Source organism: Actinoplanes sp. NPDC023801 (assembly GCF_040639655.1).
In the GTDB taxonomy this organism is placed as follows: Bacteria; Actinomycetota; Actinomycetes; order Mycobacteriales; family Micromonosporaceae; genus Actinoplanes.
On sequence record NZ_JBFAAI010000031.1, the window covers coordinates 1 to 21,898 of the forward strand.

The 21,898-nt window shown below is 70.0% G+C and carries 24 protein-coding genes; 3 read left to right on the forward strand and 21 right to left on the reverse strand.

All coding sequences use genetic code 11. The features are described from left to right. Nucleotides 1-194: 194 nt before the first annotated feature. The 17 genes from AB0G04_RS36305 to AB0G04_RS36385 form a co-directional block, all read right to left on the reverse strand. Nucleotides 195-992 (reverse strand): GntR family transcriptional regulator, encoded by a 798-nt coding sequence (locus AB0G04_RS36305; protein WP_360992537.1) that lies wholly within the window; start codon nt 990-992, stop codon nt 195-197. Between the two features lie 96 nt (nt 993-1,088). Further along, nucleotides 1,089-2,075 carry an enolase C-terminal domain-like protein gene (locus AB0G04_RS36310; RefSeq protein WP_360992540.1) on the reverse strand — a complete coding sequence of 329 codons (987 nt, stop codon included), beginning with the start codon at nt 2,073-2,075 and terminating at the stop codon, nt 1,089-1,091. Continuing rightward, nucleotides 2,075-3,097 (reverse strand): DUF1611 domain-containing protein, encoded by a 1,023-nt coding sequence (locus AB0G04_RS36315; protein ID WP_360992543.1) that lies wholly within the window; start codon nt 3,095-3,097, stop codon nt 2,075-2,077. Before AB0G04_RS36315 ends, AB0G04_RS36310 begins: the two co-directional genes overlap by 1 nt. 17 nt (nt 3,098-3,114) lie before the next feature. Beyond that, the gene (locus AB0G04_RS36320; RefSeq protein WP_360992545.1) at nt 3,115-4,725 is read right to left on the reverse strand and encodes a TrpB-like pyridoxal phosphate-dependent enzyme; all 1,611 of its coding nucleotides are present in this window, start codon (nt 4,723-4,725) and stop codon (nt 3,115-3,117) included. Beyond that, entirely contained in the window at nt 4,722-5,006 is a 285-nt protein-coding gene (locus AB0G04_RS36325) for a BMC domain-containing protein (RefSeq protein WP_360992548.1), read from the reverse strand. The genes AB0G04_RS36320 and AB0G04_RS36325 overlap by 4 nt, the downstream gene beginning before the upstream one ends. Further along, the gene (locus AB0G04_RS36330) at nt 4,999-5,289 is read right to left on the reverse strand and encodes a EutN/CcmL family microcompartment protein (RefSeq protein WP_360992551.1); all 291 of its coding nucleotides are present in this window, start codon (nt 5,287-5,289) and stop codon (nt 4,999-5,001) included. The genes AB0G04_RS36325 and AB0G04_RS36330 overlap by 8 nt, the downstream gene beginning before the upstream one ends. Before the next feature lie 51 nt (nt 5,290-5,340). Next, the gene (locus AB0G04_RS36335; protein WP_360992553.1) at nt 5,341-6,141 is read right to left on the reverse strand and encodes a tryptophan 2,3-dioxygenase family protein; all 801 of its coding nucleotides are present in this window, start codon (nt 6,139-6,141) and stop codon (nt 5,341-5,343) included. After that, nucleotides 6,095-6,958 carry an HAD-IA family hydrolase gene (locus AB0G04_RS36340; protein WP_360992556.1) on the reverse strand — a complete coding sequence of 288 codons (864 nt, stop codon included), beginning with the start codon at nt 6,956-6,958 and terminating at the stop codon, nt 6,095-6,097. Before AB0G04_RS36340 ends, AB0G04_RS36335 begins: the two co-directional genes overlap by 47 nt. Then, complete coding sequence (locus AB0G04_RS36345; RefSeq protein WP_360992558.1) at nt 6,936-8,774, reverse strand: PEP-utilizing enzyme; 1,839 nt, start codon at nt 8,772-8,774, stop codon at nt 6,936-6,938. Before AB0G04_RS36345 ends, AB0G04_RS36340 begins: the two co-directional genes overlap by 23 nt. Before the next feature lie 28 nt (nt 8,775-8,802). Next, a complete protein-coding gene (locus tag AB0G04_RS36350) occupies nt 8,803-9,828 on the reverse strand; it encodes a PEP/pyruvate-binding domain-containing protein (protein WP_360992560.1) in 1,026 nt (341 codons plus the stop codon). Between the two features lie 46 nt (nt 9,829-9,874). Next, nucleotides 9,875-10,174: a BMC domain-containing protein gene (locus AB0G04_RS36355; RefSeq protein ID WP_360992562.1), complete on the reverse strand. Its 300-nt coding sequence runs from the start codon at nt 10,172-10,174 to the stop codon at nt 9,875-9,877. A 5-nt stretch (nt 10,175-10,179) separates the two neighbouring features. Next, nucleotides 10,180-10,509, reverse strand: coding sequence for a BMC domain-containing protein (locus tag AB0G04_RS36360; RefSeq protein ID WP_360992564.1), 330 nt, complete (start codon nt 10,507-10,509; stop codon nt 10,180-10,182). 86 nt (nt 10,510-10,595) lie between these two features. After that, the gene (locus AB0G04_RS36365) at nt 10,596-11,438 is read right to left on the reverse strand and encodes an alpha/beta hydrolase (protein ID WP_360992567.1); all 843 of its coding nucleotides are present in this window, start codon (nt 11,436-11,438) and stop codon (nt 10,596-10,598) included. A gap of 14 nt (nt 11,439-11,452) precedes the next feature. Continuing rightward, complete coding sequence (locus AB0G04_RS36370; RefSeq protein WP_360992570.1) at nt 11,453-12,439, reverse strand: ornithine cyclodeaminase family protein; 987 nt, start codon at nt 12,437-12,439, stop codon at nt 11,453-11,455. A 64-nt stretch (nt 12,440-12,503) separates the two neighbouring features. Beyond that, nucleotides 12,504-13,289 (reverse strand): tryptophan synthase subunit alpha, encoded by a 786-nt coding sequence (trpA, locus tag AB0G04_RS36375; RefSeq protein ID WP_360992573.1) that lies wholly within the window; start codon nt 13,287-13,289, stop codon nt 12,504-12,506. A gap of 8 nt (nt 13,290-13,297) precedes the next feature. After that, nucleotides 13,298-14,473, reverse strand: coding sequence for a tryptophan synthase subunit beta (gene trpB / locus AB0G04_RS36380; protein WP_360992800.1), 1,176 nt, complete (start codon nt 14,471-14,473; stop codon nt 13,298-13,300). Between the two features lie 129 nt (nt 14,474-14,602). Further along, a complete protein-coding gene (locus tag AB0G04_RS36385) occupies nt 14,603-15,094 on the reverse strand; it encodes a GNAT family N-acetyltransferase (RefSeq protein WP_360992576.1) in 492 nt (163 codons plus the stop codon). A 237-nt stretch (nt 15,095-15,331) separates the two neighbouring features. Between AB0G04_RS36385 and AB0G04_RS36390 the strand changes: the two genes are divergently transcribed. From AB0G04_RS36390 to AB0G04_RS36400, 3 genes are all read left to right on the forward strand, one after another. Then, nucleotides 15,332-15,961, forward strand: coding sequence for a LysE family translocator (locus AB0G04_RS36390; protein ID WP_360992579.1), 630 nt, complete (start codon nt 15,332-15,334; stop codon nt 15,959-15,961). Between the two features lie 4 nt (nt 15,962-15,965). Next, nucleotides 15,966-17,264, forward strand: coding sequence for an LLM class flavin-dependent oxidoreductase (locus AB0G04_RS36395; RefSeq protein WP_360992582.1), 1,299 nt, complete (start codon nt 15,966-15,968; stop codon nt 17,262-17,264). A gap of 70 nt (nt 17,265-17,334) precedes the next feature. Then, nucleotides 17,335-18,459 carry a monodechloroaminopyrrolnitrin synthase PrnB family protein gene (locus AB0G04_RS36400; protein WP_360992584.1) on the forward strand — a complete coding sequence of 375 codons (1,125 nt, stop codon included), beginning with the start codon at nt 17,335-17,337 and terminating at the stop codon, nt 18,457-18,459. A 2-nt stretch (nt 18,460-18,461) separates the two neighbouring features. Here the strand turns inward: AB0G04_RS36400 and AB0G04_RS36405 are convergent, their stop codons facing one another. From AB0G04_RS36405 to AB0G04_RS36420, 4 genes are all read right to left on the reverse strand, one after another. Further along, nucleotides 18,462-18,974, reverse strand: a complete 513-nt coding sequence (locus tag AB0G04_RS36405) for a GNAT family N-acetyltransferase (protein ID WP_360992587.1) — start codon at nt 18,972-18,974, stop codon at nt 18,462-18,464. A 159-nt stretch (nt 18,975-19,133) separates the two neighbouring features. After that, nucleotides 19,134-19,610, reverse strand: coding sequence for a barstar family protein (locus AB0G04_RS36410; RefSeq protein ID WP_360992590.1), 477 nt, complete (start codon nt 19,608-19,610; stop codon nt 19,134-19,136). Nucleotides 19,611-19,857: 247 nt separating this feature from the next. Next, nucleotides 19,858-20,292, reverse strand: coding sequence for a hypothetical protein (locus AB0G04_RS36415; RefSeq protein WP_360992593.1), 435 nt, complete (start codon nt 20,290-20,292; stop codon nt 19,858-19,860). 744 nt (nt 20,293-21,036) lie between these two features. Next, the gene (locus tag AB0G04_RS36420) at nt 21,037-21,675 is read right to left on the reverse strand and encodes a DUF4360 domain-containing protein (protein ID WP_360992595.1); all 639 of its coding nucleotides are present in this window, start codon (nt 21,673-21,675) and stop codon (nt 21,037-21,039) included. Between the last annotated feature and the right edge of the window lie 223 nt (nt 21,676-21,898).

The window sequence follows — 21,898 nt, forward strand, 5'->3', positions numbered from 1 at the left end:
GCCGTCGAACCCCTCCTGACCCGCTACCCGCACGTGCTGCTGATCGTGACGCTCCGTAAGCGGTTCGTCGCCGAGTGCCTGCCCGCCGGGCGGGTGACGCGCTCACCTTCCCGCGAGCCGGCCGGCAAGGGACTCGGCATCGAAGAACCCGGATAACCTTCGCCTCGCGCACCCGGCGAGCCTGACCGGGGCGCTCAGCCGCGCAGGCCCCAGGCGAGCGACACCGAGTTGGCGACCCGGCCGGTGCTGATCTGCATGCGCTGACCGTCGATCGTGGCCTGGTCGAAGACCACCGCCACCCGGTCGATGCCGAAGGTCACCCGCTCACTGACGAACACCGGGGTGCCGGCGCGGCGGCCGAGCACCTCGGCGAGGGCAGCCTGCAGCAGCGCCGGCCGGATCGTCTCGTTGGCGGCCGCGATGGCGACCTGGCACTGCAACGCCAGTGCGGCGTACAGCGGTGTGACGGTGAAATCCGTCTTGGCGATGTGCGGGGCGTACGGCTCCGGCACCCACGACAACTGGTGCACAATCGGGCGCCCGTTGACACACCGGACCCGCTCCAGCCGCAGTCCCCGTGATCCGGGCTCGACGCCCAGCGAGGCCGACACCCGGGCCGGAATGGCGCGCGTCTGAGCCCGCCGGACGCGGGTGGTGACCTCGAGACCCTGGCTACGCAGTTCGTCGGCGAGGCTGCGCAGCGACTCCAGCCGGTAGGCCGCCGGCGGGGGCGTGACGAACGTGCCGCGGCCGGGCTGCTGTTGCACCAGCCCCCGGTCACTGAGCGCACGCAACGCCTGCCGCAAGGTCATCAGCGTGACGCCGAAGGAGGCGCTCAGGTCGCGCTGCGAGGGCAGCATGTCGCCGGGTCCGTACTCCCCGCGCTGGATCCGGGCGGCGAGCTCTTCCTCGACCATGCGGTGCTTCGGCATGAACCGGGCCCGTGCGAAGGGCTCCTCCGGCGTACGGGCCTCACGCACGACGCCGCTCACCTGCCCGGTCCGCGGGTGACCCATTTTGTTGCGCCGTCAATGGCTCTCACGAGCACCAGACTGTACACGATGCCCTTGCACTCGACGGCTTGCCGATCACGGGTGGAAAACGGGCCGGCCGGGCCGCTCGGTGTCCAGCCGGAGCCGGTCCGGCACCGGGTCACCGGTGAGCAACAGGTGCCCGTCCAGGTCGGTCCAGTCGGCCAGACCGGCCACCTGCGCCGCATAGGCGATCGTGTCCGGCGGCTCGACGAAACATCCCAGCATCCGGCGCCCACCGGCGTCGCGGACCCGCGACAGGGCCTCACCCGCGGCCAGCAAACCGCCCATCTTGGCCAGCTTGACGTTCGCACCGTCCGCCCGATCGAGGGCGGCGACGGCCTGAGCCGCGGTCCGGATGCCTTCGTCCAGCAGCACCGGCACACCCGGCAGGGCCGATCGCACCTCGGGCAGCAGACCCGGGTCCGCGACCGGGTCCTCCAGTGCCTGCAACCGCACCCGGCGCAGCGGATCACGTACGGCGGTCCAGTCGGCTCGGCTCCAGCCCCGGTTCACGTCCACGATGACCGGCCGGTCCGGGTCCTGGGCGAGTCGCCGCAGCACCTCCACGTCCCGCGGGCCGCCGAGCTTCACCTTGATCGGCCCGGTGTCCGCCGGGTCCGGCGCCGCGCCGACCGACAGGGTCCGGAAAACCCGGTACGGCTCGGGCTGGGGCAGTCCGAGCAACCGCCACAGCGGCAGTGCCGCCCGGCGCGCCAGGAGGTCCAGCAGCGCCATCTCCACCAGCATGCGCGTGGTGGGACCCCGCCCGGCGAGCGGCTCGCGGGCCAGCATGCCGGCCACGTCGTCCACGGTGGCCGGCGCCGGCGCCGAGCCGGCGACCGCGACCGCTCCCCCGCGCACGGTCTCGGCGGGTTCGGTGGTCCACGGCCCGACCGCGACCTCGCCGGTGCCGTGGACGTCCCCGTGCTCGACTCGCAGCGAGATGACCGCGACCTCGGTGACGACGGTGTGGGACACGGCGAGCGGGACCGCGAGGCGTTGCTGCCGGATGGCACCGGTGGCCCGGACGGGAGCAGTCATCAGAACTCGGCGATCAGATCCGCGAGGCGGCCGAACCCGGCCGTGGTGGCCGGGACCACCGGCAGCCGCAGACTGCGCTCCAGCCGGTCCCGGTCGGCCTCCGCGGTCACCGGGTCGCCGCCGCGGTTCACGCCGACCACAGCCACCACCCGCGCTTTGCGCTGATGTTCGGAAAGCCGTTCCAGCAGCGCGATCTCCTCCGCGACGTCGGCCACCGCCTGATCGAAGTACGCCAGCCGGTCGCGGGACAGGTCGTGGCAGAAGATCAGCAGGTTCGGTGCGCTGCCGTGCAGCAGGGACAGGCTGACCCCGGAGTACGCCGGGTGCAGGATCGAACCCTGTCCCTCGACGAGCACGTACCGGGCTCCGCCCTCCGCGGCATCGGTGACCAGTTGTTCGACGACTCCCGCGGCGAAGTCGGCGCGGACGGCGTCCAGCGGCGCCCCGCCACCGGCGATGTACATGCCGGTCTGCCCGGTGGCGACGAACTCCGCATCGGCTCCTCGCTGCCGCAGCCCCTGCCACACCTCCAGGGCGGTGGTCATCTTGCCGGAGGCGCAGTCCGAGGCGACGGTCAGCACCACGTTGCCGGTGAGCCGGGCCGCTTCGCCGGTGGCCACGCGCTCGGTGACCGGCCGGTGCCGCAGCTCGACGATCCGGTCGCGGTAGCGGCCGAGCTCCGGAACATCGGTGAGCCGGCTGTGCAGGCCGTGCACCACCCACATGCCCAACTCCGCGGCGGCCGCCACCTCGGCGACCATGGCCGGCGCGGCGCCGCCGCCCGGGGGTGACGCGCCGACCACCAGTTCACGGGCGCCACGCTGGTGTGCCTCGGCGACGGTCGCCACCACCGGGATGTCACGCCCGGCGTACGGCAAAAGGTCGTGCAGCCGCTTACCGGCGTGCACCGGATCCACGACCACGTTGACGTGGTCGCAGTAACGCAGGATCCCGTGCGCCATCTTGGCGTCCAGGTCGGTCAGCCGGCCGAAGGTGGCGACCGCCGCGGGCGGGCGTGTCATGAGCAGTCCTCTCGTGGCTACCGGGCGATGTCGCGGACGATGGCGCGGCCGCGGTCGCGGGCCTCGCTCTCGGCCGCAGGAGTGATCACGGCGTTCGCGGCGACGAACAGATCACCCGAAGCGTTCCGGCACGCCTCGCGTACCAGGCGTTCCGACACGACCCGGTACTCCCGGAGGTCGGTCGCGCCACCCCCGCCGACGGGCCGGTCCGGCGTGGCCCGATTACCGAAGTGCCAGCGTTCCCAGGCGTCGAACGGATCGGCGCCGGCCGGGGCCGGGGCGCCGCGGTGGGGCACCTTCGGCAGCTCGCCGAGCGACCGGGCGATCGCCTCGGACGGCGAGTCGGAGTCCTCCATCTGGCCCAGGTTGTAACGCTGGTACGCGGAGAGGTCGAAGAAGCCGTGCCCGGTAAGGCAGAAGACCAGCACCTTCTCCTCGTCGCGGTGCTGACGGGCGATCTCGATGGTGGCGGCGACCGAGTGTGCCGCCTCCGGCGCGGGGATCAGCCCCTCGGTCCGGGCGAACAGGCTCGCGGCCTTGAAGATCTCCAGCTGGGAGTACGCCACCGCGCGCCCCATCCCGAGGTTCAGTGCCTTGCTGACCTGCCCGGACAGCCCGTGGTAGCGCAGCCCGCCGGAATGGATCCCGGGTGCGGCGAACTCGTGGCCGAGCGTGTACATCTCGACCAGAGGGGTCAGCTTGGCGCTGTCGCCGTGGTCGAACGTGAACTTGCCCTGGGTGACCTTCGGGACCGCGTTCGACTCGACGGCGACCAGGTCGAGCGGGGCGCCCTTGCGGTCCAGTTGGTCGAGGAACGGGAAGACCAGTCCTGCGAAGCTGCTGCCGCCGCCGATGCAGGAGATGAGGGCGTCCGGCTTCAGCCCGACGGAGTCGAGCTGCGCCCGAAGCTCCTGCCCGATCACCGTCTGGTGCAGACAGACGAAGTTGAACGCGCTGCCCAGGGCGTACGCGGCGGCCGGGTCGGCGCGGGCGGCCTCGACGGCCTCACCGATCGCGAGGCCGAGACTGCCCTGGGCGTTCTCGTCGGCGGCCCGGGCGGCCCGGCCGACGGCGGTGTGCGGACTGGGGCTGCGGTGCACCGTCGAGCCGAACGTCTCCATCAGGATCCGCCGGGACGGCTTCGCGTCATAGCTGCCGCCGACCATGAAGACCTCGGCGTCGAGGCCCACGAACGACGAACCCATGCTGATCGCGCTGCCCCACTGCCCCGCACCGGTCTCGGCGTAGACCTTCGTCCGGCCGGCCCGCTTGCTGTAGTGGGCCTGGGCCACCCCGGAGTTGGCCTTGTGGCTGCCGATCGGGGAGACACCCTCGTACTTGTAGAAGATCTTGCATTTGGTACCCAGCGCCCGCTCCAGCCCGGTTGCCCGGATCAGCGGTGTGGGCCGCCACAGGGCGTAGCGTTCCATCACCTCGTCCGGGATGGGCCGCAGCCGGGTGGAGCGGTCGAGCTCCTGCTCGACCAGCTCCGGGGCGAACAGTTCGGTCAGTGAGTCGGCGGTCAGCTCACGGCCGGTGGCCGGGTCGATATATGGCCCGTAGAGCTCCGGCAGGTCCGCGGCCGCGTTGTACCAGTGCCGCGGGATGGGCACGGCACTGCCGATCACGCCGCGCCCCGGACCAGCCCGGTCAGCGCCGCCGTAGACGAGTGCGGGCTGGCGATGACGTTCACGCTGATGACCTCGCCGTGCCGAGCCGCGGCCTCCGCGCCCGCGTCGACGGCGGCCTTGACCGATGCGACGTCACCGCGGATCAGAACGGCGACGTACGCCGACCCGATCTGCTCGACCTTGACGATCTCGACCTCGGCGGCCTTGACCATCGCGTCGGTGCCGGAGATGGCGGCGGTCAGGCCTTTGGTCTCCAGCATGCCCAGTGCGTTATCCATTTTCCCGATCCGTTCCTCTTGTGGTTCCGGTGTGGTTGCCGGGCTGCTGAACGATTCCCACGATTACCGCGTCCGTGGGCGCCTGCGGCCTGACGAGGGTGACGGCGTGGCTTCCGGTGGCGATCATGACGCGGTCCCCGACTCCGGCTCCGACGGCGTCGACGGCCAGCACCTCGCGCTCGCCGACGGTGTCGCGAACGACCACCAGCAGCAGTTTCGTCCCGATCAGACCGGGGTGCCTGGTGGGTGCGACCACCGTTTCGCGCACCGTGCCGATATCCATCGGGGTTCCTCTCGAGCGCCAGCCGACTTTAACATCAAGATATTCAAAGATCTAGAACTGTGTCGGCATTCCGCCGCCCATGAGCGCCAGCTCGCTGCGGGCCTGCCACAGGTAGGGGAAGAAGCGCAGATGCGTCGAGCGCTCGAGATAGGACGGTGTGGTCCCGGCCGTGCCACGGATGCTGCCGCCCAGCATCCGCTCGACGAGGATCCGGTGCTCGCTGCGCCATCGGAACCAGGCTTCGTCGTAGTCGATCAGGGCCTCGCAGAGCAGATAGAGCGGCGACCGGCCGCCCTCGTCGGCGTAGAAGTTCGCCCAGTCCACCACCCCGGCCCTCGCGGCGGCCTGCTCCAGCGCGCCGGCGAGACTCGGTTCGGCCAGCGCCTCCGCCACCGAGGGCGGTACCACGCCTCCGTTCACCCGGCGCAGCCCGGCCAGGTAGTGCTCGTCGCGCAGGCCGGAGAGGACCTCCAGTTCGCGGAACTGCAGCGACTGGAAGCCGCTGGACGTACCGAGGAAGTGCCGGAACGCGTGGAACGAGGCGGGCGGCATCTCGGCGAGCGTCGACGTCTGAGCGATCACCACTCCGGTGAAGCGGGTGAGCTGGCGGACCGCCGTGACGGCCGGGATCCACCGGCCGGCCGAGACCTCGTCACGGGCCCGGCGCACGGTCTGAACCATCAGCCGGAACCACAGCTCGATGGCCTGGTGGGTGATGATGAAGTGCATCTCGTCGGCGTGTATCGGCTCGCTCTTCGGGTGTTGCAGCGCGAGCAGCTGATCGGTCAGCAGATAACCGTGGTAGTCAAGATCCAGTGCCTGCGTGCCGGCGTTGCCGTGCCTGCCTTCCATGCTCTTCCCCCGTAGCTGGTTGTCGAAAGATCCGTGGCGGCTCTGCCTCCGGTAGGGCCAGACGGGCCAACAGCGCGGCGACCGTCTGCTGAGGTGTGGTCACGTCGAAGAGCTGGGTGGCCATGCCGACCGCCGCTGCTCCGTCCAGGTTCGCCTGGTGGTCGTCGACGAACAGGCAGTGCTCCGGCTTCTCGCCGATCCTCTCCGCGGCCAGGTGGTAGGCCCGCGGGTCAGGTTTCAGGACGCCGAAGTCGCGGGCCTCCAGTACATCGTCGAGCGCTTGCAGATCGGCGAACCGGCCGGTCAGCCAGTCGTCGCCGAACCAGTACGCCATGTCGTTGGTGAAGGCGACGACCCGCATCCGCGACAGCATCGTCGCGATCGCCGCCATCATGGCCGGGCGCAGGCCGGTGCAGTCGCGCCAGAGCCGGCCGAGGTCCAGATCCGGCCGCTGCTCCGCCACGCCCGCCCAGTAGGCGCGCTCGGATCGGCGGCCCTGCTCCACCTCGCGGTAGGCCGGTTCGGCGGCCAGTGGGCCACGCGGGAAGTCCGGCAGTGCGACCGACTCGAACAGCGAGGGCACGATCACACCCCCGATGTCCAGGATCACCGTGGTGAATCCCTGCCCCGCCAGCGCCGCCCGCCGCCAGATGGCCCGCCGCCGCCGGGTCTGCCAGCCGTCCCGGTCCGGCAGCACCACCGGCGGTCCGGCCGGCTCCACCCGGCAGGCGGGGGCGGGACCCGCCGCCGGGCACGAGCCCCCGGCGGCGGAGTTGCCCGGCGCGACGGACAGGTCAGTCGAGGATCGTGACGACACCGGTGTCCCCGTCCACCCGGATACGCTGACCGTCCCGGATGGACGCGACCGCGTTACCCGCGCCGACCACGGCCGGCAGGCCGTACTCGCGGCAGACGATCGCCGTGTGACTCATGATGCCGCCGACGTCCGAGACGGTGGCGGCGATCCGGCCGAACACGGTGGACCAGGCCGGTGAAGTCGCCGGGCAGACCAGGATGTCGCCCGGCTGGATGTGCTCGAGCTCTCGGACGTGCCGCACCACCCGGGCCGGGCCCTCGGCGACGCCGGGCGAACCCGCCACCCCGCGTAGCACGCTCACCTTCTCGCCCTTGCCGGTCGTCTCCCGCTGTGCCAGCCACTCGTTGACGGCGGCGGTGGTGATGCCCCAGAGCATCACGGTGAAGGGCTCGTTGATCTCTGCCGGCGGGGGGCCGAGGGCGAGCGCCGGCGGCTGTGCGCGCAGCTTCTCGTAGATGCCGCGCCGTTCGTTCACGATGGGGCGCCAGTAACGGGCGCCGCGCGGGGCACTGCCCACCGACCACGCGGCCACCACGTCGTAGATGGCCTCGGCGACCTCGCCCCGGCGCAGGAAGAACATGTCCTCCGGCTCGTCGAAGACACCCATCGCGGTCAGCGCCCGGGACAGTTCCTTGGACTTCGCCCAGAAAGTGGCCCACATCCAGTGCTCGATGTAGAGGACATGCTCCTCGATGTAGGCGAACACCATCCGGGCCAGCTCCACCAGCTGGTCGAACGACTCCCGGCCGTCGTCGTCGAGCAGCGCACGGTACTCCGTGGTGAGGCGGTCGCGTTCGGCGAGCACGCCCGCGGTGTCCCGGTCGATCTCCTCGCCCCCGCGCACCCGCCGGACGTACTCCTTCACCGACGCCAGCGGGATGGCCGGATCATCCAGCCACGTGGGGTGGCTGTGGGAGGCGCCCGGGTGGCCGGGATCCGTGTTGATCAGGAACCACGGGTCCTTGGTCTTGTCCCAGTCGGCCTGCCACTCACGTCCCTCGTCGGAGGCGGCCAGGGCCTCGAACGCCGCGGCGGGGTTCTCCGCGGCGAGCAGGATGTCGCCGACACCGAGCCGTTCGGCCTCCTTGGCCAGGCGCTTGAGTTCGTCGTCCGGGCGGTACAGGTCGACCCGGAGACCACCGACGAGCCGGGAGATCGACTGATCCGAGATGTCCGGGAACCGGTCCCGCATGAACTGGAAGAACGTCAGGTACGCCGCGTAGCCGATGTTGAGCAGCTCGAAGTGGTACTGGTACGTCTCGTACATCGTCTGCACGAGTTCAGAGAAGTCCCGGATCATCGCATACCCCGTGGAGTAGCCGACCCGATCAGTCACCACCGACTCCGGCTCGATGTCCGGCAGCGGCGCGAACCGGATGCGGGTGATCCGGTCCAGGCAGCCCAGCACCTTGGTCTTCCACTCGCCGTAGATGGAGTCCCAGTTGTCGTAGTAGTAACCGGCACGCCGGCCGAACAGCTCCGCCCGGGCGGCGAGTTCCTCCGGCGGCGCCGGCACCGGCGTCACGTAGAGGTAACCGTTGAGCACCCGCTGGTCCACACCGAACGCCGGCGGCATCGCGAAGATCCGGGTGTTGAAGGCGCCGAGCGCCTGCCACCAGCACTCGCACTGGATCTCGTCGTACGGGTGCAGAACCTCGGGGTGGTGGAGCCGGTCCTGGAACCAGAACCGCTGCTCGTCCTGTTTCCGCCGGTCCTCACCGAACAGGTGGTACCAGTTGTACATCCGCTCCCACCCCTCGGCGCCGTCCGGAGCGGGAATATCGAATGGGCTTGGGAAACTGTCCGTGGAAGTCATGTGCTCCGCCGTTCTTGTCGGGTGAAAGTCATTTGGCGGTCAGCGTGGCGAGCACCAGCTGCATCGCGCTGCGTGCGGCAGTCGCGGGACGTGCCGGGGCCGCCCGCGACCACACCGTCTCCGGGCGTACCTGGAGGAGAAAGACCTCATCGCCGACGACGGCGAACTCGACGTCCACCGGATGGCCGAGCCGGTTCTCCAGCTGGCGGCCGAGTTCTCGCAGCCGGGCCATGTGCGTGGAGTTCAGCGAGGCCGCGCCCGGGTCCGGCAACGCCTCCCGGCGAGTGCCGCGTCCCGCCGAGCCGACGAGCTGGAACGGCTGCTCGGCCAGCTCCCGCCGGCGCACCTCACCGGTCACCTTGTCGATGACGAAGCGGTCCGGCGTGACCTCGGCCGACACCAGCGGCTCGCCGAGTCCCCAGACACTCTCCACGACGATCACCGAGCGGTCGCCGCTGACCGGGTTGAGGGTCATCAGCACGCCGGCGGCGTGCGCGTCGACCATGCGCTGAACGACGACGGCCATCGCGTCGCCGGTGATACCGGCCCGGCGCCGGTACCGCACGGCACGCTCGGTGTAGAGGCTGGCCCAGCAGGCACGGACCCGGTCGAGCACCTCGTCGGCGCCGTCGATCCACAGATAGGAGTCGTGCTCGCCGGCAAAACTCGTCAGGCCGGAGTCCTCGGCGGCGGAGCTGGACCGGACCGCTACGCCGGCGCCGCCGCCGCGGTCCAGTTCGCGATAGGCGGCAGCGACCTCGTCGAGTACCGCAGCGCCCTCGGCGGCCCGGTAGATCTCCTCGCGGGCCCGGGCGCACGCCGCCTCGAAGCCGCCGGCGTCCGGATCGAGGGCGGCAAGTTCGGCGTCCAAACGGTCGGCCACGGCACCGACCGCCGATCGGTAGGCCGCCGTCGTTACCACGAAAGCCGGCGGGACCGGCAGGTCTTGAGCGCAGAGGGCGGCCAGGCCGGCGCCCTTGCCGCCGAGCACGGGCGTGCCCACCGGCGGACCGGACGGCTGGCCACCCAGCCGGACGATGTGTGTTTCGGACATGACGATGCACTCCCCCGTGACGATGGTGTTCGGGCCGGTGCTGTGCTCAGCCGGCCGAGCCGCCCTCCAGGCGGCCGGATCCGACCAGCAGGCGTGCGGCTGCCGGCTCGGGCCTCGGATAGATCTGCGTACGGGCGTCCTGGCCGTACTGCCGCACCGCGATGACGGCGGCAGCGACCGCCGCATCCACACTCGCGAGGTCGCCGATGACCACCGCGATCAATATGCCTCCGCTGACCCGGTCCACCCGGGCGCACCGCACGGCGGCCGCCTTGCACATTGCTTCGACGGCCACCATGGTGGCGACCAGGCCGCGGCACTCGACCAGACCGATCGCCTCGGACACGGCCGTCAGCTTCCGACGAGGTCGGGACGGGCCGCGATGGCCGCGACAGCTGGTGATGGGCTGGCGAAGACCACCGACCGGACCTCGACCCGGTGGAACGCCCGAACCGTCTCCTGCCCGACCTCGACCGCCTCCAGCACGTCTGCCAGAGAGCCGATGACCGACACCGAGATCAGGCCCCCGCCCAGTTTGGTCAGGCCACCGAGACGCACCGAGGCCGCCTTGCTCATCGCCTCGGCGGCGTCGAAGGCGGCAATGTATCCCGCTGCTTCGATGAAGGCGACCGCGCCGCCGGACGAGGGTTCAACAGGTGTTTCATTAACGCCGATAGCCACGTGCCCCCCTGAGATCTCCGGGCCGAGCGCCAGTCTTCTAGAAGACCGGCGTATAGGCAAGGGCTACGCGGAGTTATCCCGACTAATCACAGTGGATCCACGGGAGCGACCGTACGCAAAGCCGCATCGATGGCCTCGCGGGTGCCGGCGGGGTCGACGAGCCACGGGAAGTGCCCACCGCCGGGCAACCAGATCAGCTGGGCACCGGGCAGCCAGGACGCCAGAACGCCGGGGGCGACCGGACCGGTGACCCCGTCCCGCTCGCCGGCGATGACGGCCGAGCGCGCCGGCAGGGCAGCCAGCGCCCGCCGGAGAGCATCGGGGTCCAGGCCGGGGTCGTGGAAACCGTCGCGCGCGGCCGGGTTCACGGTGGCGGCACCCCGGGCGGCGTGTGCGGCCAGGGTGGGATCCCAGCGCCCGTACAGCAGCGGCTCCATCCGCTCCTCCAGCCCGGGAGCGGTGTCGCCGGCGTCCAGCGCGGCAGCCGCCCGTACCGCGTCCGGGTACCACGGCTCGCCGGTCATGTAGCGGGCCGCGACCGTCAGGAGATCGTCCGGCGCCCCGGTCAGCCGCCGCGACGGCGTCAGCAGCACCAGGTGGTCGAGCCGGGACGGATAGGCCGCCGCGTACGCCAGCGCCACGTTCGCGCCCGCCGAATGGCCGAGCAGATCGAAGCGTTCCAGGCCCAGATGCAGCCGGAGTGCCTCCAGGTCCTCGGCCAGTCGCGAGCACCGGTACGTGCCGGGATCGACGGGCGTCTGCGAGCCACCGGTACCGCGGGGATCCACCAACACCAGCCGGCGGTCCGCAGCGAGCCCACCGAGATCGCCGAGATAGTCGGCGGAGCGCCCCGGACCACCGGGATGACACACCAGCGGCCGCCCGGTGCCCACGCTGCGATAGGCGATGCGGGTTCCGTCCGCTGCCACGAAGCTGCCCACGATCAGTAGGTCACCCAGGCGCCGACCTGCCGGCGCTGCGCCTCCCGATACAGATGGTCGGCCGCGACCAGGTCCTCCACAGCCACGCCCAGCGACTTGAACAGCGTGATCTCCTTCTCATCGGTACGGCCGGGGGCAGCCCCGATCAGCACGGAGCCCAGCTCGGCGCGGATGTGGTCCGGGCCGATGGCGCCCTCGCGAGCAGCGAACAGATAGTCCCCCGACTCGTTCACAGTGGACTCGCGCCGGTCGACGAACAGACTCGCCGCCGCCATCGTGGCAGTGTCGATCTCGCGCGCCGTCGGGATGCTCGAACCCACCGCGTTGAGGTGCGCCCCGTCGGCGATCCACTCGCGGCGCACCACCGGCTCCGCCGAAGTGGTCACCGTGACGATCAGGTCGGCTTCCCGTACCGCCGACTCCGCGGAGGTGCAGGGCTCCACCGGGACCCCCACCCACTTCTCCGCGTCGGCGGCGAACCGGCGGGTGCGCTCCGGGTCGCGCCCGGCCACCCGGACCCGCCGCAGCGAACGCACACCGGCCAGCGCCATCAGGTGAGCGCGTGCCTGCACCCCGGTGCCCAGCACGGCCAGGTCGCCGGCGTCCGGCCTGGCCAGCAGGTCGGTGGCGATCGCCGAGACCGCCGCCGTCCTGATCTCGGTGATCGCCGACGCGTTCATCAGTGCCTGAAGCTCGCCGGTGGCGGCGCTGAACAACAGCACGGCCCCCTGATGCGCGTCCTTGCCGATCTTCGGGTTGTCGTGGAACACGCACACCGCCTTCAGGCCGTACGCGGCGTTCTCACCGGCCCGGTAGGACGGCATGACGGCCATCAGGCCGGCGGCGGCCGGCGGCCGCACGACCATGCGCAACGGCTGGTGCACCTCGTCACGAGCGAGAGCGGCCAGCGCCTCCCGCATGGCGTGCAAAGCCTCGCCCGGAGTCAGCAACTCGTGCACGTGGGCGGCGTCGAGGACGAGAACGGCCATCGGAGTCTCCTGTCGTCGGGGCCGGCCGTCCGGGCCGGCCCGGTGGCCCGGCCCGGGCGGGTGTTCAGCGGTTGTCGAGAGCGGACCGCAGGGCGGCGACGTCGGCCGCGACCGCGGCCGGCCCAGCCCCGTCGAGCAGCCGGCGCATCAGCGCCGACGCCACCACCACGCCGTCGGCGTGCCCGGCGGCCTCCACCGCGTGCGCGGGGGTGGAGATGCCGAAGCCCAGCAGGACGGGCCGGTCGGTCAGTGCCCGGACCCGGGTGGCGACCCGGGCGGCGGACGCGGCGAGATCGGTCCGCTCCCCGGTGGTGCCCATCACCGTGACGCCGTAGACGAATCCCCGGCTGTGCTGAGCGATCTGCTGCAACCGGGCCGGCTCGGTGGCGGGGGCCGCCAGCAGCACCATCTCCACCCCGGTGGTGCGATGCACGGCGGCGAACTCCTCGAGTTCGTGGAACGGCACGTCGGGAACGATGATCCCGCTGACGCCCACGTCGGCCAGCCGCCGGCCGAAGGCCTCGACCCCGGCGCGCAACACGATGTTCGCGTATGTCATGACGACCAGCGGAACGCTGAGCCGCAGGTCGGCCAGCTCGGCGAGCACCCCGTCCGGGGTAACCCCGCGCTGGAGGGCCCGGTCCGACGCCGCCTGGATGGTCGGCCCGTCGAGCATCGGGTCGGAGAACGGCAGGCCGATCTCGATGGCGTCGGCACCCGCGTCGGCACAGGCCCGGACGCAGTCGAGCCAGTCCTCGGTGACGCCCCCGGTCACGTACGGGACCAGCAGCGACCGCCCGGCAGCGCGCCGCTCACGCAGGTGGGACTCCAGTCGGCCGGTCTCCGTCATCACGGCGGTCATCGCCGCGCCGCCAGCTGCTCGGCGTCCTTGTCGCCACGCCCGGAGAGCGTGACGAGCACAGTCGAACCGGTGGGCAGATCCGGCGTGCCGGCCGCGCGCAGCACCCAGGCGAGCGCGTGCGCCGACTCCAGGGCGCCGAGGATGCCCTCCGCGCGGGCGAGCCGCTCGACCGCCGCGAGGACCTCCTCGTCGGTGGCGGTGACGTACTCGGCCCGGCCGATGTCGGCCAGGTGGGCGTGCTCGGGTCCGATGCCGGGATAGTCCAGGCCCGCCGAGATGGAGTGGGCCTCCTGGATCTGACCGGAGTCGTCCTGAAGCACCTGGGACTGGAAGCCGTGCAGCACACCGGGGGAACCGTTGGTGATCGCGGCGCCACCGGCGGCCTCGACCCCGATCAGCCGGGCATTGGTGTCGACGAAGCCGGCGAAGGTACCGGCCGCGTTGGAGCCACCGCCGATGCAGGCCACGACGGCATCCGGCTGGGCCTTCGGCAGCAGGGTCGCGCACTGGCCGCGCGCCTCCTCGCCGACGACCCGCTGGAATTCGCGGACCATCCAGGGGTACGGGTGCGGGCCCATCACCGAGCCGATGCAGTAATGCGAGTCGGCGACGTTGCTGACCCAGTGGCGCAGCGCCTCGCTGCAGGCGTCCTTGAGTGTCCGGCTACCGCTGGTCACCGGGACCACCGTGGCGCCCAGCAGCTCCATGCGGAACACGTTGAGCTGCTGGCGCTCCATGTCACGCTCACCCATGAACACCGTGGCGCCCATGCCGAACAGGGCGGCAGCGGTCGCCGTGGCGACGCCGTGCTGACCCGCGCCGGTCTCGGCGAGCAGATGCGTCTTGCCCATCCGGCGTGCCAGCAGCGCCTGGCCCAGCACATTATTGATCTTGTGGGACCCGGTGTGTGCCAGGTCCTCGCGCTTGAGCAGCAGCGTGATTCCCAGCTCCGCGGACAGCCGCAACGCCGGCGTGACCGGGGTCGGCCGGCCCGCGTAGAGCTGCAGTGTCTGGGACAGGGTCGCCCGGAACGTCGGGTCGCTCCATGCGTCCCGGAACCCCTCCTCCAGCGCCTCACACGCCGGCACCAGCGCCTCCGGCACGTAACGGCCGCCGAACCGCCCGAAGCGGCCGAGCGCTCCGGGGTCGTCCATCGCCGACCGCTGCGACATCGTGATGGCGCCGCTCTCGGGGCCCCATAACTTCAGCTCCATGACTACTCCGTTCTAGAACTCCTGTCACCGTAGCCATCGGCACCACGGGTGGCAAGCATTGTTCTAGAACTGATGAACCGGCGGCCGTCAGGGCCGGGCCGGCTTCTCCAGGTAGGTGAGCCGGAGCCGGTCGGTCACCTGCTCGTGCTTGAACGGCTGGTATCCACAGGCCTGGTACAGCCCGAGGAACTCGGTGCTGCGGTAGCCGGTGTACACCTCGAAGCGGTCGGCGGCACCGGCCCGCTGCTCCACGGCGGCCAGCAACCGACGCCCCAGACCCCGCCGCTGCACCCGTGGGTGCACCACCAGCCGCCCGATATGAAAAGTGCCTTCGACCAGCTCACCGCGCACCGAACCGACCACCTCACCGTCCAGCCGGATCACCGGCATCGGCTTGACCGCGAGGTCCTCGGCGATCGACGCCATGCTCTGGGTCAGCGCCGGAATCCCCCAGAAGTCGTACCGCTGAGCCTCGGACTGATAGCACAGGTATTGAAGCTTGAGGATCCCCTCCAGATCGGCCGCGGTGGCGTCGGTGACGGCGCTCAACTCCCGGCTCAACGGGTCCACGATAGACATGCGAGTCTCCGATCGGTTGCCTGACACTACGGCGAATTCTAGAACTCTCGTCTTCCGTCGCGGTGACGCGCTGTGCCATATTGGACCGCGCCGACCGTCGGCACCGGAGGGCAGCGGCATCGCGGGAGCATCACCGGGCCGCGCGACAGACCGCGCCCCGCTCCGCCCGCACCGTCCCTCGCCGTACCGCCGGCTGTCCCGCCGGCCCCGGCAAAGACCGTACAAGGGAGCTGTTCGATGAGCCTTGCCCTCCAGATGGCGTCCTATGCGGCGGTGGTGACGCTTGGTGCCGCCTCCCCGGGGCCCGATTTCGCGGTGGTCACCCGCTACGCGGCCCTCTCCGGCCGGATTCCCGGCGTGGCCGCCGCAGCCGGCGTCGCGACCGGCATGGCGGTCAACACCGCCCTGGCGATCGCCGGTGTCGGCGCGCTCGTCGCCGCCTCCCAGACCCTCTACACCGCGGTCAAACTGATCGGCGCGGCCTACCTGGTCTATCTGGCGATCAGGATCCTGCTCTCGCTGCGTCAGCGCGGCAGCGACGAGACCGCCCCCGCCGACGAGGTACTGGATCGCAGGGGTCTCTGGACGGCGTACCGGCACGGACTGTTCGCGAACTTCCTCAACCCCAAGGTCGTCGTCTTCCTGGTGACCCTGATGCCGCAGTTCCTGCCGCAGCGCCCGACACTCACCGAGCAGATCCTGTTCGGCGTGATCAGCGTCGTCGCGGTGCTGAACTGGTTCTCGATCGTCGCGGTCACGGTCGGCACCTTCCGGCGGGCCTTCCGCCGGCGCAAGGTACGCAACATCCTCAACGGCGTGACCGGCGGGGTACTGCTCCTCGTCGCGGCCAGGATCGCGCTGAGCTGATCGCGTGCGCTTCGACATCTTCTGCAGCCTGGCTCAGACCCCCCGCCCCGGCGGCGGGCTTCCCGGCCATGCCTCGCTGCTCCAGGAGTTCCTCGACCAGGCGACCGTCGCCGACGACCTCGGCTACGGCTGCCTGTGGGTGGCCGAGTCGCATTTCAGCACCCGTACCCAGCGCGGCAACGCCGAGCCCGCGGTGCCGCACTGGACCGGTGAGATCGGGCTCAACACCGACACGCTGCAACTGGCCACGCGCGTGTTCGCCCGTACCCGGAGGATCGACGTCGGGTCCGCGATCATGAACATCGTCGCCTGCGGTGGCCCGTTGCCCGCGGCCGAACGGGTAGCGGCGGCGCTGGCCTGGCACGGGCTCGACCCCGCCGAGAGCCGACGGCTGCGGGTGGGTTTCGCCGGCGGCCGTTTCGACTTCATCAACCGCGCCACCGGCATCGTTCCCCGCACCGGCTGGGAAGCCCAGGCGTGGCGACAGGTACGCGGCGCGATCACCGCGGAGGCCGCCGAAATCTTCGTCCGGCTGCTCAGCGGCGAGGAACTGGCCAGCACCGATGTGACACCGCCCGGGCTGACGCCGCAGATGTTCCCCGACCGTGAGACGTACGACCGGACGGCGCTGGCGGCCGGCGCCACGGGTGACCGGATCCCGCTGCCGCCTCGCTGGACCTTCGAGCGGACCCGGGTGCTGCCCGACTTCCGTCCCGACCTGTTACGGCTGGTCGGCGGCACGCACGACCCGGCGCTGCAGATCCACCTCAACGGGTACGCACCGGTGCAGTTGTTCAATCTCAGCATCACCGCCCCCGCCGCGATCGAGGCGACCCACCAGCGGATGGCCACCGCGTTCCACCCGGCCGGCGGTCCCTGGCAGCGGCACTACATGCCCCGTACCGTGTTCGTCTTCCTGGACGCGACGCCGGGCCGCACCGTGGAGGAGCGCCGGAACGGGGCCCGGGAGCGGGCCGAGGCTACGCTCGCGGCGTACTGGCGGGCCATGGACGGAACCGTGGACCCGGCCAAGGTGGCCGGATCGGCCGACAACTCGCTGGTGGGAGCGCCGGCGGACATCGCCGCCCAGATCGCCGACCGGTTCCATCCGCAGGACCGGGTGATGCTGTGGTTCGACTTCTTCGCCACCGACGGCGACGCGGTGATCACCGCCATGACCGACTTCCGCAACCAGGTGGTCCCGCTCCTGCACGACCTGGGCATCCCGGTCGACATCGCCCCGGCCGACATCGCCCCGGCCGGCGCCGGCCGGGCCGGCCTCGCCATCGCCGCCACGCGCTGAGCAGCGGTCATCCGTCCGGACCCGGCCGCCGGCCGCAATTCCACCTTTCTGACCGAGATCGGAGCCACCCATGCATCCCAGTCCCACCATCGACTACGAGCGCCCAGCGCTCACCGCCGAGGTGCAGGCGGCCGATCCGTTGCACGCCGACCCGGTGATCGCGACGGTGCCCGCGCTGAACAACAAGGGCGACGTCGCCGGGCTGATCGCGGCCATGCGGGCCATCGCGCCCATGGCCGGCACGGTGGCCGGCTGGGGCCCCGTCGAGTGTCTCGCCGCCATGCGGGACCTCGGGCTGATCATCGGATCCGTCAAGCGGCACGGCCCGGAGCCGTTGAACCTGGCACCCGAGCTGGTCCCGGTCCTGCAGCTGCTCGGCGAGCGCACCGACATGGTCCCGCGGGACACGATCCTGCACTACACCGTCTGGAACCCGGCCGGGCCGCGGCAGCGGATGTACACCGACGACCAGCAGGAAGGCCACCTCCAGGAATCAGTCCGGATCGTCTTCCCGGACCTGCAGAAGGCGCTGGGCCGGCTGGAAGGGCTGAGTGACCTGGCGCCGGCCGACGCGCTGTTCGCCGTCCATCTCGGCGAGGTGGCCGAGCTGCTCCAGCCGACCGTCGAGTCGATGGCCCTGGTCTCCCGCCACGTCACCCCGGCCTTCTTCGCCCACGGGCTCCGGCCGTACCTCGAAGCGGCCCGCATCGACGGCGTCGACTACTTCGGGCCCGCTGCGGCGCAGTTGCCGATGTGGCTGGTCGACAAGGCACTCTGGGCCAACGACCACAACGACACCGAGTACGAGGAGTTCCTGCTGAACCTTGTTCCGTACAGCCTGCCGCGGTGGCGGCGGATGCACGCGAACCTGGCCGGCGGCCCCTCCCTCGCGGGCCGGGTGGTCGCGGCGTTCGGCCCGGATCCGGAGAGGGCCCCCATCGCCGTCCGCAACAGCGCCGCCGCGCTGGTCCGGGCCCTGCGGGTGGTGGTGATGTTCCGGGGCCGGCACCTCGGTATCGCACGGCAGGTGTACGAGCTGGACGACACCTACACCGAGGGCAGCGGCGGCGGAAGTGTCGACCTGCTGCGCCAGATCCTCAATCTGACCAAGGAGAATGCTCGCCTGAGCGGGCGCCCCACCGAGCCCGGATCAGCCACCCGCCCGCCGGCGCAGCGCAGCGCCGGACAGGGCTGACCTCACCGCGGGAAGCCTCGCCCCCGTAGCAGCCTGCGATAGCGGCCGACCGGCAGTCCGCGCCAGATGTCGCGACCAGTGTCCGGACGGAAGCCGAGGTAGTGGTAGAACCCGCGAGCTTTTATGTTCTGGTCAGCTACCCACAAGACGCACTCGGTGTTTCCGGCGTCGGCGAGACCGGTCAAGGCGTCCTCGACGAGAAGCCGGCCAATGCCCAACCCTTGGGCCGATGGCAAGAGGTATATGGCATCGAGTTCGCCGACGCCGTCCGCTTCCCCGGAAGCCGAACCGCTGAAGGCGTAGCCGACCGTCGTACCGTCGTACTCGGCCAATCGCAGCCGGTGCGTCGCATCGACAGCGGCCTGGGCCCAGTTCTCGCTGGTGCGGTCGAGATCAAGACCCTCGACCATGGCCGGGTTCAGCTGACCGTACGTTGCACGCCAGGAGGCGAGTTGAATGCGGGCGATCACGCCTGCATCGGCAATCTCGGCGGGGCGCAGCATGACCTCGGGCACCGCGCCAGGCTACCGAAGCCGGGGCGACAAGGCGGGCTCGAGCCAGGCGCACGAGTGCAGAGGCGTTGTTCAGTTTCGAAAAGCTGAACGGCTCATGAGCGCTACCGTTCCCGGTTCGGCCACGACGAGAATTCGTCGCTGCTGACAGTCCGTGATGAATCAGGCGGCGATCTCATGCTTGAGCAGGCGGACTTGCTCCTCGTCGTCGCACAGCAGCAACACCTTCAAGCCAGCCGGCGCATCGCCGAGGTACGACGCCCAGTGCCGGACCGCTCGAGACAGGATCTGAAAGAGGATCCGCCGATCCCCGAGATTGCCCGACAGGAGCTGCGACACGTTCTCGACCAGGATCAGATACCCGTCTGCCGCGAGCCAGCTGAGGTCGCGCAGGCAATCGGAGAGCGCGTCCCAGTTCCCACCAAAATAGGCCGGGAAGAGCAGCGAGTCGGAGAACTCGTAGAAAGCATGGTCAGGGTCGGCCATCTTCATGCCGTCGAGGCGAGCCACCCAGAGCCGACCCGACACCGGCAGTATCGACCCGACCTCCACCAGCGCATTCCGCGAGCAGACCTCCAGGCCCTTCGGAAAGCCACCCCACCAGCTTTCCCTTGGGCCCTCACCGCCACTGCTGTCCATGGACGTCAGTCTTCAGGAGCACATCACCGATGCGACAGCTGCTCCCTTGCAGGACGCACTGATCCGCGATTAGCCGCGTCCTTACCCCGACTTGACTTGGCGTCGACTCATGAGATTGCGTCTTGAAGGCCGGTCCCGTCGCGGTGCTCGGCGGGCATGCCGCCGAGCCGGGCTTGCTGTGGCAGAGTTGCCCGGCCCGACTCGGCGGCGTCAGCCGTTCACGCCTCTTGCGGTCGGTTGACCGCGATCAGGCGGCCGCGGGGGTGAAGGCGTCGCAGGACGTGCCGCGCTCGGCCTTCTTGACGGTTGTGCCCTTGCACAGCCGAACCTCGGGCTGGAAACCACCGAACAGCAGGTTCGAGGTGGTGGTGAAGTTGGTCTTGCCCTTGCCACAGAACTTGCCGAAGGTGCGCCATTCGATGCCGTCCGCGGGGCCGTTGTAGGCCACCTGCACGACGCCGCACTGCTTGGCGGAGTTCACCGCCAGCGTGCCCGTGATACGAATCGGCGCGACCGGCTGCTCCGGGATGCTCATCATGCGGTCGTAAGTGCCGTAGGCGGAAACGCTGCCGGTGGCAAGATCGAAGGTGTTGTCGGCAGCGGCGGCGGGACCAGCAGTAACGCCAATGGCGAAGCCCGCCATTGCGACGATGCCGAAAGTGCGTGCCACAAGAGATTTCATGTCGGTCCTTCGGGTAATCCCCGCCGATCGGGCGGAGAGCGGATGATGCGACTCACCGCCGACGGAACGCTGTGAGATATGACTTAGGGCAAGGTCTTCACCAATTGCCCACCACGGCGCTCGCAGTGGGTTGTGCCCACTTGACGGTGCGTGATGATGAAAAGCCATTGCTTTCGTACGGTCAAGTTCAAGCCAGGCGCAACGGGGGGAGTTTTTGATTGGCTCTGAGTCGGAGCCCAGCTCAGGGGCAGGATGCGGCCGAAAGAGTCGCACAGCGTGTGAGATCATTCACCTTCCATTGCCTCGGTGGCGGCAAGTCGCCGTGTGGCCCCATTCTTGAAGGCCTTACATTCGTAATAATTTGGCCAAACTTAAAGACTCCTGGCGTTGCCGAGTGGGCGCTCAGGAACGAGCGTTTCGCTGTCGCTTGAAACGCCGCGCGCCATCCTTGGTCCTTTACTGCATCGAACGGGGGCATGGCAAGCAGACCATCCACAGACTCATTGATGACTCGGAGGGCGGGAAGCGAGCGAATCCGTGTCGTCAGGGTTCGAGGGCGCCGGCTGTACCACCGACCTGAGCGCGAGCAACGCGGAGCCGATGCGACAGGCGCTCGGCCCGTACGTTGCGGCAGGCACCCACCCGGGGCCGGACGGCCAACACGTGGCAAGCCCGAGTCACGGCCTCGTACTCGTCATTGGCCCGAGTCTCTTGCGCGAATGGGCCTGCGGCGGTGGTCGCCTGTCAGCACTTCTTCCAGGCGACGTGGTAGACGGTGTCGAGGTTGCCGTCGGTGGAATCCATGGTGAGGAAGCTGGTGGTCTTCTTCTTGTCGGACCAGCCCGCGTTGACGCGCAGTTCGGTGTTGACGTTGAGGTAGCGCTGCTCCCCGCATGGCAGGAACGACACCGAGGTGATGCCGATGGTGTCGGTGCGCTGCCAGTCACCGTCGGCCGGCCCGGTGAAGTTGTGACGCGACCGGTGAGTATGCCCCTCGCCCTGGAAGTAGTAGAACGACGACTGGGTCGCCGACGCTCCCTTCTCCAAGCGGGCGAAGCCGCGGTAGTCGGTACGAGCGATGGCGTAGGTGAAACCCTGTGGGACGTCGACGTTCAGGGCGAGCTGGCAGTTCTTACGGAAGTCGAGTGGTTTGGCTCCCACACCGACCTGGGCGGTGAATTCGCTGTAAGTGACGGTGAAGGCCTTGTTGTCCGGCGACACGGTTACGTCTGCGGTGCCGAGTGGACAGCCCGAGCCATTGGCGGCGACAACGTCGATGACCATCTTGTCGACCGGCAGCGGCGCGGGGGCCGCGGCTGCCGGCACGACGGTCGCGCCCAAGGAGGCGAACAGGGTGGTTGCGGTAAGGACGGCGTTACGCATGGCGGCCTCATTTTCGAGATGGGTGCGAGTCGGTCTTGGATCCGAGCCGGATCGACCTGTCGACGTAACGTACGTTTCGTCGCTTTAGTCCGCAATGACGCCGCGCCCCACGCTGATCACGTACAGGTGACTTATGAATGCTTTGCGGCCGAGCGGTTGATCGACGGTGGGCCGGTTGGCTCCACGACTCCACCGGACAGCCGATCAGTCCATAGTGGCGCCT

Excerpts from the sequence above, each read along its gene's own strand:
- AB0G04_RS36310 (WP_360992540.1), bottom strand. The coding sequence starts at position 2,075 with ATGACTGCTCCCGTCCGGGCCACCGGTGCCATCCGGCAGCAACGCCTC.
- AB0G04_RS36315 (WP_360992543.1), bottom strand. The coding sequence starts at position 3,097 with ATGACACGCCCGCCCGCGGCGGTCGCCACCTTCGGCCGGCTGACCGAC.
- AB0G04_RS36325 (WP_360992548.1), bottom strand. The coding sequence starts at position 5,006 with ATGGATAACGCACTGGGCATGCTGGAGACCAAAGGCCTGACCGCCGCC.
- AB0G04_RS36330 (WP_360992551.1), bottom strand. The coding sequence starts at position 5,289 with ATGGATATCGGCACGGTGCGCGAAACGGTGGTCGCACCCACCAGGCAC.
- AB0G04_RS36335 (WP_360992553.1), bottom strand. The coding sequence starts at position 6,141 with ATGGAAGGCAGGCACGGCAACGCCGGCACGCAGGCACTGGATCTTGAC.
- AB0G04_RS36345 (WP_360992558.1), bottom strand. The coding sequence starts at position 8,774 with ATGACTTCCACGGACAGTTTCCCAAGCCCATTCGATATTCCCGCTCCG.
- AB0G04_RS36350 (WP_360992560.1), bottom strand. The coding sequence starts at position 9,828 with ATGTCCGAAACACACATCGTCCGGCTGGGTGGCCAGCCGTCCGGTCCG.
- AB0G04_RS36370 (WP_360992570.1), bottom strand. The coding sequence starts at position 12,439 with ATGGCCGTTCTCGTCCTCGACGCCGCCCACGTGCACGAGTTGCTGACT.
- trpA (WP_360992573.1), bottom strand. The coding sequence starts at position 13,289 with ATGACGGAGACCGGCCGACTGGAGTCCCACCTGCGTGAGCGGCGCGCT.
- trpB (WP_360992800.1), bottom strand. The coding sequence starts at position 14,473 with ATGTCGCAGCGGTCGGCGATGGACGACCCCGGAGCGCTCGGCCGCTTC.
- AB0G04_RS36385 (WP_360992576.1), bottom strand. The coding sequence starts at position 15,094 with ATGTCTATCGTGGACCCGTTGAGCCGGGAGTTGAGCGCCGTCACCGAC.
- AB0G04_RS36390 (WP_360992579.1), top strand. The coding sequence starts at position 15,332 with ATGAGCCTTGCCCTCCAGATGGCGTCCTATGCGGCGGTGGTGACGCTT.
- AB0G04_RS36400 (WP_360992584.1), top strand. The coding sequence starts at position 17,335 with ATGCATCCCAGTCCCACCATCGACTACGAGCGCCCAGCGCTCACCGCC.
- AB0G04_RS36410 (WP_360992590.1), bottom strand. The coding sequence starts at position 19,610 with ATGGACAGCAGTGGCGGTGAGGGCCCAAGGGAAAGCTGGTGGGGTGGC.
- AB0G04_RS36415 (WP_360992593.1), bottom strand. The coding sequence starts at position 20,292 with ATGAAATCTCTTGTGGCACGCACTTTCGGCATCGTCGCAATGGCGGGC.
- AB0G04_RS36420 (WP_360992595.1), bottom strand. The coding sequence starts at position 21,675 with ATGCGTAACGCCGTCCTTACCGCAACCACCCTGTTCGCCTCCTTGGGC.